Annotated in this window: 9 protein-coding genes; 5 read left to right on the top strand and 4 right to left on the bottom strand. The window is 66.4% G+C overall.

Features of this window, described 5'->3' with window-relative positions; all coding sequences use genetic code 11:
* The 4 genes from ABWP22_RS12955 to ABWP22_RS12970 form a co-directional block, all read left to right on the top strand.
* Positions 1 to 2,777, top strand: a 2,777-nt coding sequence (locus ABWP22_RS12955) for an autotransporter outer membrane beta-barrel domain-containing protein (protein ID WP_353200399.1), incomplete at its 5' end; no start/stop codon positions are given.
* Between the two features lie 154 nt (positions 2,778 to 2,931).
* Complete coding sequence (locus tag ABWP22_RS12960) at positions 2,932 to 3,951, top strand: threonine aldolase family protein (protein WP_353200400.1); 1,020 nt, start codon at positions 2,932 to 2,934, stop codon at positions 3,949 to 3,951.
* Positions 3,951 to 4,868, top strand: coding sequence for a DMT family transporter (locus ABWP22_RS12965; RefSeq protein WP_353200401.1), 918 nt, complete (start codon positions 3,951 to 3,953; stop codon positions 4,866 to 4,868). Before ABWP22_RS12960 ends, ABWP22_RS12965 begins: the two co-directional genes overlap by 1 nt.
* An 80-nt stretch (positions 4,869 to 4,948) precedes the next feature.
* Positions 4,949 to 5,758, top strand: a complete 810-nt coding sequence (locus ABWP22_RS12970; RefSeq protein WP_353200402.1) for a universal stress protein — start codon at positions 4,949 to 4,951, stop codon at positions 5,756 to 5,758.
* Positions 5,759 to 5,765: 7 nt separating this feature from the next.
* Here ABWP22_RS12970 and ABWP22_RS12975 read toward each other — a convergent pair whose 3' ends face one another.
* The 4 genes from ABWP22_RS12975 to ABWP22_RS12990 all read right to left on the bottom strand — a co-directional run bounded on the left by ABWP22_RS12975 (position 5,766) and on the right by ABWP22_RS12990 (position 11,190).
* Positions 5,766 to 6,719, bottom strand: coding sequence for a PEPxxWA-CTERM sorting domain-containing protein (locus tag ABWP22_RS12975; protein WP_353200403.1), 954 nt, complete (start codon positions 6,717 to 6,719; stop codon positions 5,766 to 5,768).
* Positions 6,720 to 6,755: 36 nt separating this feature from the next.
* Positions 6,756 to 9,035, bottom strand: coding sequence for a xanthine dehydrogenase family protein molybdopterin-binding subunit (locus ABWP22_RS12980; protein WP_353200404.1), 2,280 nt, complete (start codon positions 9,033 to 9,035; stop codon positions 6,756 to 6,758).
* The gene (locus tag ABWP22_RS12985) at positions 9,032 to 9,838 is read right to left on the bottom strand and encodes a Rossmann-fold NAD(P)-binding domain-containing protein (RefSeq protein WP_353200405.1); all 807 of its coding nucleotides are present in this window, start codon (positions 9,836 to 9,838) and stop codon (positions 9,032 to 9,034) included. Before ABWP22_RS12985 ends, ABWP22_RS12980 begins: the two co-directional genes overlap by 4 nt.
* A gap of 167 nt (positions 9,839 to 10,005) precedes the next feature.
* Positions 10,006 to 11,190, bottom strand: a complete 1,185-nt coding sequence (locus ABWP22_RS12990; protein ID WP_353200406.1) for a M48 family metallopeptidase — start codon at positions 11,188 to 11,190, stop codon at positions 10,006 to 10,008.
* 126 nt (positions 11,191 to 11,316) lie between these two features.
* Here ABWP22_RS12990 and pepN point away from each other — a divergent pair, with 126 nt between their 5' ends.
* Positions 11,317 to 13,884, top strand: coding sequence for an aminopeptidase N (gene pepN, locus ABWP22_RS12995; protein ID WP_353200407.1), 2,568 nt, complete (start codon positions 11,317 to 11,319; stop codon positions 13,882 to 13,884).
* The last annotated feature ends 96 nt before the right edge of the window (positions 13,885 to 13,980 follow it).

Genomic DNA, 13,980 nt, shown 5'->3' on the forward strand with positions numbered 1-13,980 from the left:
TCTTCACGCTGGACGGCGTGATCAGCGGCGACGGTGCGCTCACCAAGACCCAGGCGGGTACGCTGGTGCTGAACGGCGCCAATGATTACCGTGGCGGCACGGCGTTCAACGCGGGCACCATCCGTGTCGGAAACAGCCTTGCGCTGGGGACCGGCGCGGTGGCGGCGGCCGCCGGTACCATCCTGCAAGCCGGCAACGCCGGTGTGACGCTGGCGAACAACATTGCCCTGGCTGGCGGCATGACGGTCGATGTCTTCGGCCGGGTCTTCACGTTGGGTGGTGTGATTTCCGGCACTGGTCCGCTGTCGGTGATCGACACTGCGGCAGTTGTGGGTGACGCGCTGGTTCTGACCGGTGTGAACAGCTACACTGGCGGCACGGTGGTGACCGGCACCACGGTTCAAGTGAGCCAGGATGCCAATCTGGGCAATGTGTCCGGCGGTATCACGCTGATTGGCGGCGCGCTGCGCACGACGGCCAGCTTCACCACGGCGCGGGCGATCACATTGGGTGCCGGTGGCGGTTCCCTGCTGGTTGATATCGGCACGACGCTGACGGTCGATGGCGTGATCAGCGGCACCTCGCTCACCAAGAACAGCGGCAATCTGGTGCTGAATGCGGCCAATACCTACACGGGTGGCACGTCGCTGAATGCCGGCACCATCACGGTGGGCAACAACGCCGCGCTGGGAACGGGTGCTCTGGCCATGGCCGACGGCACAACGCTGAACACCAAGGTGAACGCTGGTACCACCACCAACACGCAGACTGTGGCGCTGGCCAACACGATCAGCACCGCCGGTGTGGGCACCGTCAATGTCGATACCGGCTTGACGCTGATCCTGAACGGCACCGTGTCGGGTGCCGGTTCGGTCAACAAGACGGGCGCCGGGCTGCTGGTGCTGGGCAGCCAGAACAGCTTTGCTGGCGGCACCACGCTGGTTGGCGGCACCATCCGCACTGGCAGCGGCCTGGCCCTGAGCACCGGCCGCCTGACGACCACCGGCGGCACCACGCTGCAGGCCGGTCTTGCCGACCTGACCGTGGCCAACGCCATCACGCTGGGCACGGGCACCACCACGGTGGACACGCAGGCCTTCACCTACACCCTGTCCGGTGTGGCGTCGGGTGCCGGCGGCGTGTCGAAGGCCGGTAGCGGTGTGCTCAACCTGACCGGCGCCAGCACCTACACCGGTGCCACCACGGTGGCGGCAGGCACGCTCAACGTCGCCGGCTCGCTGGTCTCGGCGGTCACGGTCAATTCGGGCGCGGCGATCACCGGCACCGGCACGGTTGGCGCACTCAATGTGCTGGCCGGCGCTTCGGTGAACCCGGCCGCTCCGGCCACCACCAACGCCGGGACGCTCACCGTCACGGGTGCAGCCACATTGGCAGGTACCTACACCGTGAATGTCACCGCTTCGGCAAACGACCGCATCACGGCGGGCGGTGCGCTGACCCTGGGTGGCACGCTGGCGGTGGTTCCGGCCACGTCGCCGATCTTCAGCCAGTTCAACGCGTCGTTCACGGTGGCCAGCGGCGCAACCCGCACCGGCACCTTCGCGACCGTCACCGGCCTCGATCAGTTCGGCATCGCCTTCAACCCGGTGGTGGATTACACCGCCACGCAGGCCAATATCCGTCTGGCACCGCAGAGCCTGGTGACGCTGGGCAACCGCTTCGGCGGCATCTCCGGCAACGCGCTGGAAGTGGCCAACGCCTTCGATCGCGCCGTGGCGGGGGGTTACAACCCGCAGGCGTTCTTCAACGTCTATGCCAACGCCGGTTCGGCGCTTCCGCAAACGCTGCGCCAGATGTCGGGTGAACAGCGCGCGACCGAACGCCGGGTGGTGCTCGATACCAGCCGCGTGGTCCGTGAATCGGCGCTTGATCGTCTGAATGGCGGCCTGGCCTCGCTCGGCGGCCAGCAGGTGAGCAGCAGCGATGGTGATCGCACGATCACCTTCTGGCTGCGCGGCGCCGGTTCGTGGGGCAAGAGCCGCACCAGCGGTGCTGCAACGGCCTTCACCGCCGAACAGCGCGGCGTGGTCACCGGTATCGATTGGGCCAAGGGCAACCTGACGGTCGGTGGCGCATTCCACTACACCAGCACCAATGTCGAATATCAGGTGCTGGGCGGCAGCTCGAACGTCGAAACGGTCGGCGGTACGGTCTATGCCGGTTATCGTCAGGATGGCGGTGTGGTCGCCAACGGCGGTGTCAGCGTCGCCGGCGCCCGCACCAACGGCAGCCGCGCCATCAATCTGCCGAGCTTCGCGCAGACATTGGCGGGGACCACCACGGGCACCACTTATCAGGTCTTCGGTGAACTGGCCTGGGATCTGGCGGCCTCGGCCGACACGCGGATCGAACCGTTCGCACGCCTCACCTATGTGAAGGCCGATATGGGCGGGCTGGCGGAAACCGGCGGCGTTGCGGCGCTTGCTGCGACCAAGCAGTCCTATGACATCACGGTCACCAACCTGGGTGCGCGGTTCGGCGGCAATGTTGCCGATGGCAAGGTGGCGCTGAGCGCAGCGGCATCGTGGCAGAACACCGGCGGCGATCGCAGTGCGGCGACGGTGATCGGCATCCCGGCGGTGGGCCAGAACAGCCTGATCCGTTCGGTGCAGATGGATCGTGACGCCCTGTCGTTGCAGGCCGATATTGGCGTGAACCTGTCCGATATGATCCGCTTCAGCCTCGGCTACTCGAGTCTCATCGGGAAGCGCAACGACGATCACGGCGGTCGCGCCACCCTCAACTTCGCGTTCTGATCGCGAAGCCAGCAGGGTTGAGCGATGGCAACGGCGGTCGCCTTGGGGCGGCCGCCGTTGCCATGTCCGGGGCTGTCCTGAATCCGCGGCTGCGACAAGTGGCAGGGCGCGTCCGGCATTGACCGGCGGGCATCGGCATCCCTATCGGAAGGCCATGAACCAGATCGCCAACTTCATGTCTGACAATGCCGCCGCTGCATGTCCTGCGGTGATGGCCGCGGTGGCAGCCGCGGCGCCGGCGCAGCCGGCGGGCTATGATGGCGATGATTGGTCGGGCCGGCTCGAGGCCATGTTCGGGGATATGTTCGCCCGTCCCTGTGCGGTGCTGCCGGTATCGACCGGCACGGCCGCCAACGCGCTGGCGCTGGCTTGCCTGGTGCCGCCGTGGGGCGCCGTGGCCTGCCATTCCGAAGCACATATCCATGTCGACGAATGCGGCGCGCCGGAGTTTTTCACCGGTGGCGCCAAGCTGCTGCTGTGCCCGGGCGACAATGGCAAGCTGACCCCAACCAGCATCGATGCGGGGCTGGCCAGCCACCGCGGCGATGTGCACCAGGTGCAGATGGCGGCCCTGTCGATCACCCAGGCCACCGAATGCGGCACGGTGTATCGCCCGGCGGAGGTGGCGGCGCTGGCGGCGCATGCCAGGGCTCAGGGCTGGCGGCTGCACATGGATGGCGCGCGCTTTGCCAATGCGGCGGCGTTTCTCGCCTGCCCGCCGGCCGATCTGGTGGCTGATATGGATGTGCTCAGCTTTGGCTGCATCAAGAACGGCGGCATGTCAGCCGAAGCCATCGTGCTGTTCGATCTCGGCCTGGCCGATCAACTGCGCTGGCGGCGCAAGCGGGCCGGGCAGATGCCATCGAAGGGCCGTTTCAACGCTGCGCAGATCCTGGCCATGGTGACGGACGGCGTCTGGCTCCGCAACGCAGCGGCGGCCAATGCCGGCGCACAGCGACTGGCCAGCGCGGCCAGCGATCGCCTGCTCTATCCGGTGGAGGCCAATGAAGTCTTCGTCCAACTGGCGCCAGGCGAGCCGGAGCGGCTGCGCGCGCAAGGCTTTCTGTTCTACGATTGGGGTGCTGCCGGATCAAACGAAGCGCGTCTGGTGGTGAGCTGGGACACGCCGCCCGATGCCGTGGAACGCTTGGCTGCTGCCTTGGCCGCCGGTTGATGGCCAACAGCGCAGCGCCGGCCGTCGGCCGCTTCACGCCGCGGGCCTGGGGGGCGTTCATCGGTTGCACCCTGATCTGGGGCTGCACCTGGTTCGTGATCCGCACCCAATTGGGTGAGGTGCCGGCGAGTTGGTCGGTTACCTGGCGGTTCCTGCTGGGCGCGGCGGTGATGTTCGGCCTTTGCATCGTGCGCCGCAAATCGCTGCGGCTTTCGGCGCGTCAGCACGGGTTTGCCATTCTGGTGGCGGTCAGCCAGTTCGTGCTGAATTTCAATCTCGTCTACCGGTCTGAACAATATCTCGCGTCCGGGCTGGTCAGCCTGACCTTCGCCTTTCTGCTCGTGTTCAACACGCTGCTGGCGGCCCTGTTCCTCGGCCAACGCGTGACCGGGCGGTTCGTTCTGGGCAGTTGCATCGGGCTGGCCGGGGTCGGCCTGTTGTTCGCGCCCGATCTGGCCCGGCCAGACAGTGGCGCGATGGGGCTGGGGCTGGCGCTGGCCTTTGGCGGTGTGCTGTCGGCCAGCATCGCCAATGTGTTGCAGGGAACCCGGTTCGGCCGGGCGATGCCGTTGGAGGCGGGGATCGCCTGGGCGATGGCCTGGGGCGCGTTGTTCGACGGCGCGCTGGCCTGGGCGCTGGCGGGGCCGCCGGTGATCTCGTTCACGCCCGTCTATCTGGCCGGGCTGGCCTATCTCGGCATTGTCGCCTCGGCGGTGGCGTTCAGCCTTTATTATGTGCTGATCCGCACTGTCGGGCCGGGGCAGGCAGCATGGAACGGCGTGGTGGTGCCGGTGGTGGCCATGGCGCTTTCGACGTTTCTGGAAGACTGGCAATGGACCGCCACTGCCGTGGCCGGCATTGCATTGGCGCTGGTCGGGCTGGCCATCGCGCTGACGGCAAAGCCAGCGGCCACGTGATTTCCCTTACGCAATGATCCGGATTCTGCGGTTCCCTGGACGAGGCCACACTGTTGCCAAGCCAACAAGGGAAACGCGCGATGAAGACGATCCTGGTGCACATCGAAGGCGACAACGGGCAGGAATCCCGGCTGAGCGCGGCGTTTGATCTGGCGCGCGCCACCGGCGGTCATCTCGTCTGCCTGTCGGTCATGCCCTATGCGGCCTATGCGTTGGGCGATCAGGCGATGGGCGCGTTTCCGATCACCACATTGATCGACGCGCTGGAGGCGCGCCGCAAGATCGAACGTGTGGCCATCGAAGCGCGGCTGGCGCGCGAGGGGGTGAGCTGGGACTGGCTGGCTGCCGATGGCGATGCCAGCGACCGGCTGGTCGAGCATGCGCGCCTGGCCGATGTGGTGGTGATGAGCGCCGGGCCCTTTGCCCATCAGGCCGCCCTGCAACTGGGCCGGACCGGGGATGTCGCCATCCGTGCGCCGGCGCCGGTGCTGGCCGTGCCCGAAGGCGCCGCGGGCATCGATGTGGCCGGGGCGGCTTTGCTGTGCTGGGATGGTGGGCAGGAAGCTGGCACGGCGCTGCGGGCGGCGTTGCCGCTGCTCAAGCTTGCCCAGAGCGTGACCCTGTTGACGGTCGCTGAAAAGGACACGCCCTACACCGCACGGGCGGCCGCGGCCTTCCTGTCCCGCCACGATACCCATGCCGAAGTCATCGAACGCGGCGGCGATGATGCCAATATCGAACAGGTGATCCGCAGCGTGGCTGCCGAACGTGAAGTGGCGTGGATCGTGCAGGGCGCCTATGGCCACAGCCGCATGCGCCAGATGCTGTTTGGCGGGGTGACGCGCGGGCTGCTTGCCGACGCACCGGTGCCGATCCTGATGGCGCACTGATCTGGGGTCAGGCCGTGGCCACCCGGCGGCGGCGCGCCGTCGCCCCGACCAGGCCGAAGCCGGCGATCAACATGGCCCAGCTCGCGGGTTCCGGCACGGCCGGCAATGGGCTGTAGGGCTGGCTGTAATTCTGGCCGGACAGGCTGCTCACCGTCGCGCCGGTTACCGGGTCGCTGTTCGCATCCAGAAATTCGATTCCCTGCCAGGTCACGCTGTTGCCCAGATTGCAGTCGAGATTGGAACTGTCGTTGCCGTTGGCGCTGCTGGCCGTCAGGCAGGACAGGCTGCCGCTCACCGTCCAGGGCTGGCTGATGTCGAATGCAAACACCCATTCAAAGGTGCCGAACGCATTGGCCGGATTGGTGCTGCTGTTGCTCTGCGGCAGGCCGCCGATGGTCGATTCGGTGTAGAGGCTGTTGGTCTGCACGACTGCACCGGTGAGCGGATCGGCAGAAATCAACGACAGCAGATCGAACCTGGCCGAATGGTTGTTGTCGTTTGACGATGCGGTGAAAAACACCCCGAAGCGCGAATCGCCGAACACGCGGGTAAGGCCGCCATCGCCGAGCACCGAGCCATCGATCTGCAATGTGATCCTGGCGAAACCGACCGGATCGACGCTGACCCCGGTGAGCGTGTCGGAAAAGGACGCGTTGGCCAGCGCAAAGACCGAATTCAAGCCCATCGGATCATGGACATAGTTGGTGAAGCTGACCGAAGTGCTGGCCTTGAGCAGACCGAAATCGGCCAGCGCGAAGGCGCTGGCGGCTTCGGTGCTGTTGGCCGGCAAGGCCAGCGCGGCGGTGCTCGAACCGGGGCCGCTTTGCGAGACGGTGGGGACAAATCCAGACTGCGGGCCAGAGGCTTGCGCCCGGGCCGAAGTGCTTGCCGGTGCGGCCAGCACCGGCGCTGCCGCCATCAATGCCAACGCCGACAGCCCGAACCTGAAATTCCGTACCATGGTATACCCCCCGTTACACCATGGCTATCTTACGTATCAGGCCGCGCGATGGAAGCCGATATTCTGCGCCAGCCGCCACAATTTTTCCGGCGTTGCCGGCATTTCGACCTGTTGCCCGTCCAGCGCGTCGATGATGGCGTTCATCACCGATGGCATGGCACCGATGGTGCCGGCCTCGCCGCAGCCCTTCACGCCGAGCGGATTGGTCGGCGATGGGGTGTTCAGCGTTTCGAAGGCCACTGCCGGCGGCATCACGTCGGCGCGCGGGATGCCATAATCCATGAAGCTGCCGGTGATCAGCTGGCCGGCGTCGTCATAGACGATATTCTCCAGCACGGCCTGGCCCAGGCCTTGCGCGATGCCGCCGTGGATCTGGCCTTCGACCAGCATCGGGTTCACCAGCACGCCGAAATCATCGACGATGCTGTAGCGCGTCACCGCGACCATGCCGGTGTCCGGATCAAGCTCGACCTCGGCGATGTGGCAGCCATTGGGGAAGGTCGGCGCGGGCTTGCCTTCCTTGGTCTGGTAGCGGCTGCGGCCATCGAGTGCGCCCGGATGGCGGGCGGCCAGTTCCGCCCACGATGCGGTGGCGTTGCTGCTGCGGGCGCGGAACAGGCCGTCGGCATAATCGACATCGCTGCCCAGATCGGCGCTGGCCAGCTCGCTGCCGCGCGCGATCATGTCGTCGGCGCATTGCAGCACGGCGCCGCCGCCGAACGCCATCGATCGCGAACCGCCGGTGCCGCCGCCCACATCCATGCGATCGCTGTCACCCTGCACGATGCGGATCTGCTCCATTTCGATGCCCAGCCGGGCGGCGAGCACTTGCGCATAGACGGTTTCATGGCCCTGGCCGTTGGATTGCGTGCCCACCGCCATTTCGATCGCGCCATCGGCGGCGACCCGCACATCGGCATGTTCCTCGGTGCCGCCGCCGCCGGCGATTTCGACATAATAGGCCATGCCGCGACCCAGCCGCTTGCCGCGGCGCGTGGCATCGGCCTGGCGGGCGGCAAAGCCCCCCCAATCGCCGACGACCTTGGCGCGTTCCAGCACCGCCGGGAAATTGCCGACGTCATAGGTGAGGCCCAGGCCATTGGCGTGCGGCAGTTCGGCCGGCAGCAGCAGGTTGCGCAGCCGCATTTCATCGACGCCGATGCCGATTTCGCGTGCCGCAGCTTCGACCAGCCGCTCCATCAGATAGGCCGATTCCGGCCGGCCGGCACCGCGATAGGCATCAACCGGCGCGGTGTTGGTGACAACGCCGTGCACCAGATTGTGGATCGCCGGGATGCGATAGACGCCGCCCATGATGCGGCCGCCAGCCATGGTCTGGATGGCCGGGCCGAACTGCGCCTGATAGGCGCCCAGATCGGACCAGGTTTCCACCTGCAGCGCCAATATGCGGCCCTCGGCATCCAGCGCCAGCGCGGCATCGCTGACCATGGCGCGGCCGTGCGTGTCGGTCTGGAAGGCGTCGGACCGCTCGCCGGTCCACTTCACCGGCCGCCCCAACGCGCGCGCCGCGTGCAGCACCAGCGCATATTCCGGGTAGAGGAAGCTCTTCATGCCGAAGCCGCCGCCGACATCGTGGGTGACGACGCGCACCTGATCGGTGGGCACTTTCAGGATATTCTTGGCCAGTTCGCGGCGCATCGACACCACGCCCTGGCTGCCGGTGGTCAGCGTGAAGCCGCCATCGGCTTCATATTCGCCCAGCGCAGCGCGCACCTCCATCGAGGCCGGGGCGACGCGGTTCTGCACGATGCGCAGGCGGGTGACATGGGCGGCACCCGCGACGGCAGCGGCCACGGCAGCGCCATCGCCGACCTGCCAATCGAACAGGCTGTTCGACGCGGCGGCCGCCCAGATTTTCGGCGCGCCGGGTGCGATGGCATCGTCCATGCTGGCGACCACGGGCAGCTCGTCATAATCGACCCACACGGCTTCGGCGCCGGCACGGGCGGCCTCGCGGGTTTCGGCGACAATGAAGGCAACGCCATCGCCGACAAAGCGCACACGGTCTGCCGCCAGCAGCAGGCGCGGGGTGGTCACGTCGCCCGACAGCGGCACCAGGCAGGGGATCGGGCCATAATCGGCAACATCGGCGTGGGTGTAGACGGCAACGACGCCGGGCACCTCCAGCGCTGCCGACACGTCGATGCGCTTGATTTCGGCATGGGCATAGGGGCTGCGCAGGCTGACGCCATAGAGCATGCCGGACCGCGCCAGATCGTCGGTATAACGTCCCTGGCCGGTGAGCAGGCGCGCATCTTCAACGCGGAGCGTGGATTGACCGGTGCCGAACTTCATGGGTGCATTTCCTTCAGACAAGCCTGCAAGCCAGCGTGATAATCGGGGTAAAGCAGCGACACGCCAAGCTGCCTTTTCATGCGGCCATTGGCCACGCGCCGGCATTCGGTATAAAAGGCGCGGCCCATCGGGGACAATGTGGCCTCAGCCAGCGGCACCAGCGGCGACGGTTCCTGCCCCAGCAACCGCGCGGCAGCGGCGGTGACGGCTTCGCCCGGCGCCGGCAGATCGTCGGCGATATTGTAGAGCCCGGGCGCGCCGCCCGCCATGCTGGCCAGCGCGGCGGCGGCGATATCGTCGACATGGATACGGCTGAAGACATGGCCGGGCTGGTCGATGCGCGCCACCGGCCCGGCGCGCAGCCGATCGAGTGCGCTGCGGCCCGGCCCGTAAATGCCGGGCAAGCGGAACACGCGCGCCTGGGGGTGAAGCGCTTCCCAATGTTCATCGGCCAGATTGCGCCCGGCGCGGCGGCCCTGGCGCGGGCTGGCTTCATCGACCCACGCCCCGCCGACATCGCCATAGACGCCGGTGGACGACAGATAGCCGATCCAGCGGGCCGGCGCGCGCGCCAGTGCATCACCGTGCGCCGCCAGCACCGGATCGCTGCCATCGGCGGCGGGCGGCACGGAAGACAATATGTGGCTGGCGCTGGCGATGACGCCGGGCAGATCGGGGCTGTCGAGGGTCAACACGCCATCGCCGGGGCGCGAGCGGACGGCGGTGATGGCAAAGCCGGCGTTGCGGGCGGCATCGGCGATGCGACCGGCGCTGTAGCCGAGGCCGAGGATGAGCAGGTGCATGGCTTTGGTGTAGCAGGCTGTGCGCATCGGGGGGAGGGGGTTAAGCCCGCCGATCAGCACAAGTCATGCTGGCGCAGGCCAGCATCCGTTGTGCCGCTTGGCCCATTCTCCACCGTGGATGCTGGCCTGCGCCAGCATGACTTGGTTCCTCTGGGAACGGCACGTCTTCAGCGCACGTCCGCCTCGGCCACATGTTCCGCCTTCCAGCGCATGGCCGTGCGCACGCGGGTGTGGCCGCTGGGGTGGTCGAAGAAGATATATTCCTCCCAGGCGCCCGGTTCGATCTTGCGATATTGCGACAGCTTCATGGCGATGCGGGCAAAGCCGTCGGGTGCGCGGGCGGCATTGAGGCCAAATATGTCGGCCTCCTGTTCCTGCACGCGGATCAGGCTGTTGGTGATCGGCGTGCCCAGCAGGAACACAAAACTGATCACGATGGTCAGCGCCGGCAGCGCGCCGGGATCGGCCATGCCCTCGATACCCCAGCGCCCGCCAAGGCGCGCCAGCAGCCAAGGCGTGCCTACTGCCACCAGCGCCAGGCTGAGGGCGATCATCAGGGCAACGGCGATGATCAGTTTCCACATGTGATTCAGCACATAATGGCCGAGTTCATGCGCCATCACTGAACGGATCTCGTGGATGTCCTGCTTCATCAGATTGTCATTCAGCGCGATGCGGATGGTGCCGAACAGGCCGGTGACATTGGCGGAAATGCGATCAGATTGACGGCTGGCGTCGACCAGATAGACATTGTCTGCTGGCACCCCATTGGCGCGCGCCATTTTCAGCACTTCGCTCTTCACCGGGCCATCCGGCAGCGGGGTGTAATCATTGAACAGCGGATTGAGATAGACCGGTGCCAGCGTGATGGTGACCATCAATACGCCAATGGTGAGGCCGGCGCCGCCCAGCCACCAGCCACGCGGGAAACGGCGGATGGTGGCGTTTATGCCCATCCAGAGCAGCGCTGCCAGCAATGTGTCGACGGCGATGAAGATCAGTTGCTCCCCGCCATATTCGGCAAAGCTTTGATTCGACAGGCCATAGGCATGTTCGCGCACGAAATCGGTGTAGATGCTGAACGGCAGGGTCAGCGCCGTGATCAGCAGCAGATAGGGCACGGCAAACAGGAAAGCCGCCAGCAGCGGCCCGGCCTTGCTGCGCGCCCAGCGTGACAGGCGCGCCGCCCAGCCCAGCCGCAGCACGATCAGATTGGCGATCAGCGCCACCAGAAAATCCCACAGGATCAACCAGTAACCGCCCTCGAAATAGGCGTCCGACTTGGCGCGCGCCGCGCCTTTCAGCGTTGCCATATAGGCCTGGGTTGCCAGTTCCACATCAAATGCCATCATGTCCTCCCGATGTGACCTGTCTTGCACAACTAATACAGTTGGGCAAGAGCCGCAAAGCCGACGTCGTTCCTGGCCCGATCCAAAATCCGCTTCCCTCGGCCGGCGGACTGACGCAACATCAAGACCATGCAAGATGTTCGCAACACGCCCGTGCTCACCTCGGTCCGTTTGGCCGATTACAGCCCGCCGGATTGGCTGGTGCCGGAGATTGATCTGGATTTCCAGCTGGATGCCACTCGCACGGTGGTGACCGCGCGGCTGCGTGTGGTGCGCAATGGCAATCATGATCGCCCGCTGCTGCTCGATGGCCATGGCCTGGAAACCCGCCGCATCACGCTGGAGGGTGCGCCGGTGCCCGCCGTGCCCAACAATGATGTGCTGCGCATCGATATCAGCGGCGACAGCGCGTTGATCGAAACCGAAGTGGTGCTGCACCCGTCGCGCAACACCCGCCTGATGGGCCTTTATGCCAGCGAAGGCCGGCTGGTGACGCAGTGCGAGGCCGAAGGCTTCCGCTCCATCACCTGGTTCCCGGACCGGCCCGACATCTTGTCGCGCTATACGGTGCGGCTGGAAGCGGACAAGGCGCTGTATCCGGTGCTGCTGTCGAACGGTGATCGCGGCGCGGCGCGTGATCTGGATGGCGGCCGCCACGAAATAAGCTGGACCGATCCCTGGCCCAAGCCGAGCTATTTGTTCGCGCTGGTCGGCGGGCAGCTCTCCGCGCTGCACGACGATTTCACGTGCGGAAGCGGCCGGCAGGTGAAGCTGGCGATCTGGACCGCAGCCGCCGACGTGCCGCGCTGCGCCCATGCCATGGCGGCACTGAAAGCCAGCATGGCCTGGGATGAAGCCATCTATGGCCGCGAATATGATCTGGATGAATTCAACATCGTCGCCGTGGCCGATTTCAATGCCGGCGCGATGGAGAACAAGGGTCTCAACATCTTCAACAGCAAGTATATTCTGGCTGACAGCGAAACCGCGACCGATATGGATTTCGATGCGGTCGCCGGCGTGGTGGCGCATGAATATTTCCACAACTGGACCGGCAACCGCGTCACCTGCCGCGACTGGTTCCAATTGTCGTTGAAGGAAGGGCTGACCGTGTTTCGCGATCAGCAATTTTCCGCCGATCAGGGCAGCGCCGCGGTGCGCCGCATCGATGATGTGCGCGCCTTGCGCGCCGTGCAGTTCCCCGAAGATGCCGGGCCGCTCGCCCACCCGATCCGCCCCGATCATTATGTGGAAATCGCCAATTTCTACACCGCGACCATCTACAACAAGGGCGCCGAGGTGATCCGCATGCTGCACAGCCTGCTGGGGGTCGATGGCTTCCGGCGCGGCACCGATCTCTATTTCGACCGCCATGATGGCGAGGCGGTGACCTGTGAAGACTGGTTGCAGGCGATGGAGGCGGCGGGCGGCATCGATCTGGCGCAGTTCCGGCGCTGGTATGATCAGGCCGGCACGCCGCGCGTCGCGGTGGAAACGCGGCAGACCGGCAGTTCGGTGGAGGTGACCTTGCGCCAGAGCGTGCCGGCCACCCCCGGCCAGCCCGACAAGGCGCCGATGCACATGCCGTTCCGGCTGGCGCTGATCGGGCGAGACAGCGGCGCGCGGGTTGGTGACGAACAGGTGGTGCAGATCAAGGCGCCGGTGACGCATCTGACCTTCGATGGCATCGCCGAGCCAGTGCTGCCCAGCCTCAACCGCGGCTTTTCGGCGCCGGTGGTGGTGGAGGCCAAGCTGGCCCGCGCCGATCTGGCCTTCCTGGCGGCGCACGACGATGATCCGTTCGCGCGTTGGGAGGCGTTTCAGCAACTGGCGCTGTCGGTGCTGGCCACCGACGATGATCCGGCCGAACTGGTCGCGGCGGTGCAGGGCACGCTCGAAGATCCCGATCTCGATGCGGCCTTCAAGGGCGAGGCCGTGCTGTTGCCCACCGAAAGCTTCATCGGCGATGCCGCCGATCTGGTCGCGGTGGAGGCCATCCACCGCCGCCGCGAAACCGCACGGCGCGCGATCGCCACGGCGCTGGAAGGGCAATGGTGGGCGATCTACGAAGCCCATGCCGGTGCCGCAACCGACCAGACACCGCAGGCCAAGGGCGCGCGCCGGCTGGCCAATGTCGCCCTGTCCTATCTGGTCACCGCCGGGTCCGACGCTGCGCTGGTGGCGGCGCGCAAGCAATATGACACGGCGGCCACGATGACCGATCGCATGGGCGCGATGACGGCGCTGGTGAACAGTGTTTCAAGCGAGCGCGAGGCGGTGCTGGCCGATTTCCATCGGCGTTTTGCCGGCAACAATGACGTGATCGACAAATGGTTCGGCGTGCAGGCGCTGGCCAATCGCCCCGATGTGCTGCTGGCGGTGGAGCGCTTGCTGAAACACCCGGATTTCACCATCACCAACCCCAACCGCCTGCGCAGCCTGGTCGGTGCCTTTGCCGCCAACCAGCGCTGGTTCCACGCTGCCGATGGCGAAGGCTATCGCTTGCTGGCCGATCAGTTGATCGCCGTCGACCGCATCAACCCGCAAAGCGCCGCGCGGCTGGCGGTGCCGCTCGGTCGCTGGCGGCGGTTTGATGCGGGCCGCGCCGGGCAGATGCGGGCGGAGCTGGAACGGATCATTGCAACGGCGGGCATGTCCAAGGATGTGCTGGAAATGGCGTCGCGGGCGCTGGCGTGATTGACGAGCAATCACCTCTCCCCTGTGGGGAGAGGTCGGACTCGCGCAGCGAGCCGGGAGAGGGTTCGCTGGGGCAAGAACCCCTCTCCCGGGCCG

The organism is Sandarakinorhabdus sp. (assembly GCF_040398665.1).
Taxonomy (GTDB): Bacteria; Pseudomonadota; Alphaproteobacteria; order Sphingomonadales; family Sphingomonadaceae; genus Sandarakinorhabdus.

Bases quoted from the DNA above. Each gene is read 5' to 3' on its own strand.
- ABWP22_RS12960 (WP_353200400.1), top strand. From the start codon at position 2,932: ATGAACCAGATCGCCAACTTCATGTCTGACAATGCCGCCGCTGCATGT.
- ABWP22_RS12965 (WP_353200401.1), top strand. From the start codon at position 3,951: ATGGCCAACAGCGCAGCGCCGGCCGTCGGCCGCTTCACGCCGCGGGCC.
- ABWP22_RS12970 (WP_353200402.1), top strand. From the start codon at position 4,949: ATGAAGACGATCCTGGTGCACATCGAAGGCGACAACGGGCAGGAATCC.
- ABWP22_RS12975 (WP_353200403.1), bottom strand. From the start codon at position 6,719: ATGGTACGGAATTTCAGGTTCGGGCTGTCGGCGTTGGCATTGATGGCG.
- ABWP22_RS12980 (WP_353200404.1), bottom strand. From the start codon at position 9,035: ATGAAGTTCGGCACCGGTCAATCCACGCTCCGCGTTGAAGATGCGCGC.
- ABWP22_RS12985 (WP_353200405.1), bottom strand. From the start codon at position 9,838: ATGCACCTGCTCATCCTCGGCCTCGGCTACAGCGCCGGTCGCATCGCC.
- ABWP22_RS12990 (WP_353200406.1), bottom strand. From the start codon at position 11,190: ATGATGGCATTTGATGTGGAACTGGCAACCCAGGCCTATATGGCAACG.
- pepN (WP_353200407.1), top strand. From the start codon at position 11,317: ATGCAAGATGTTCGCAACACGCCCGTGCTCACCTCGGTCCGTTTGGCC.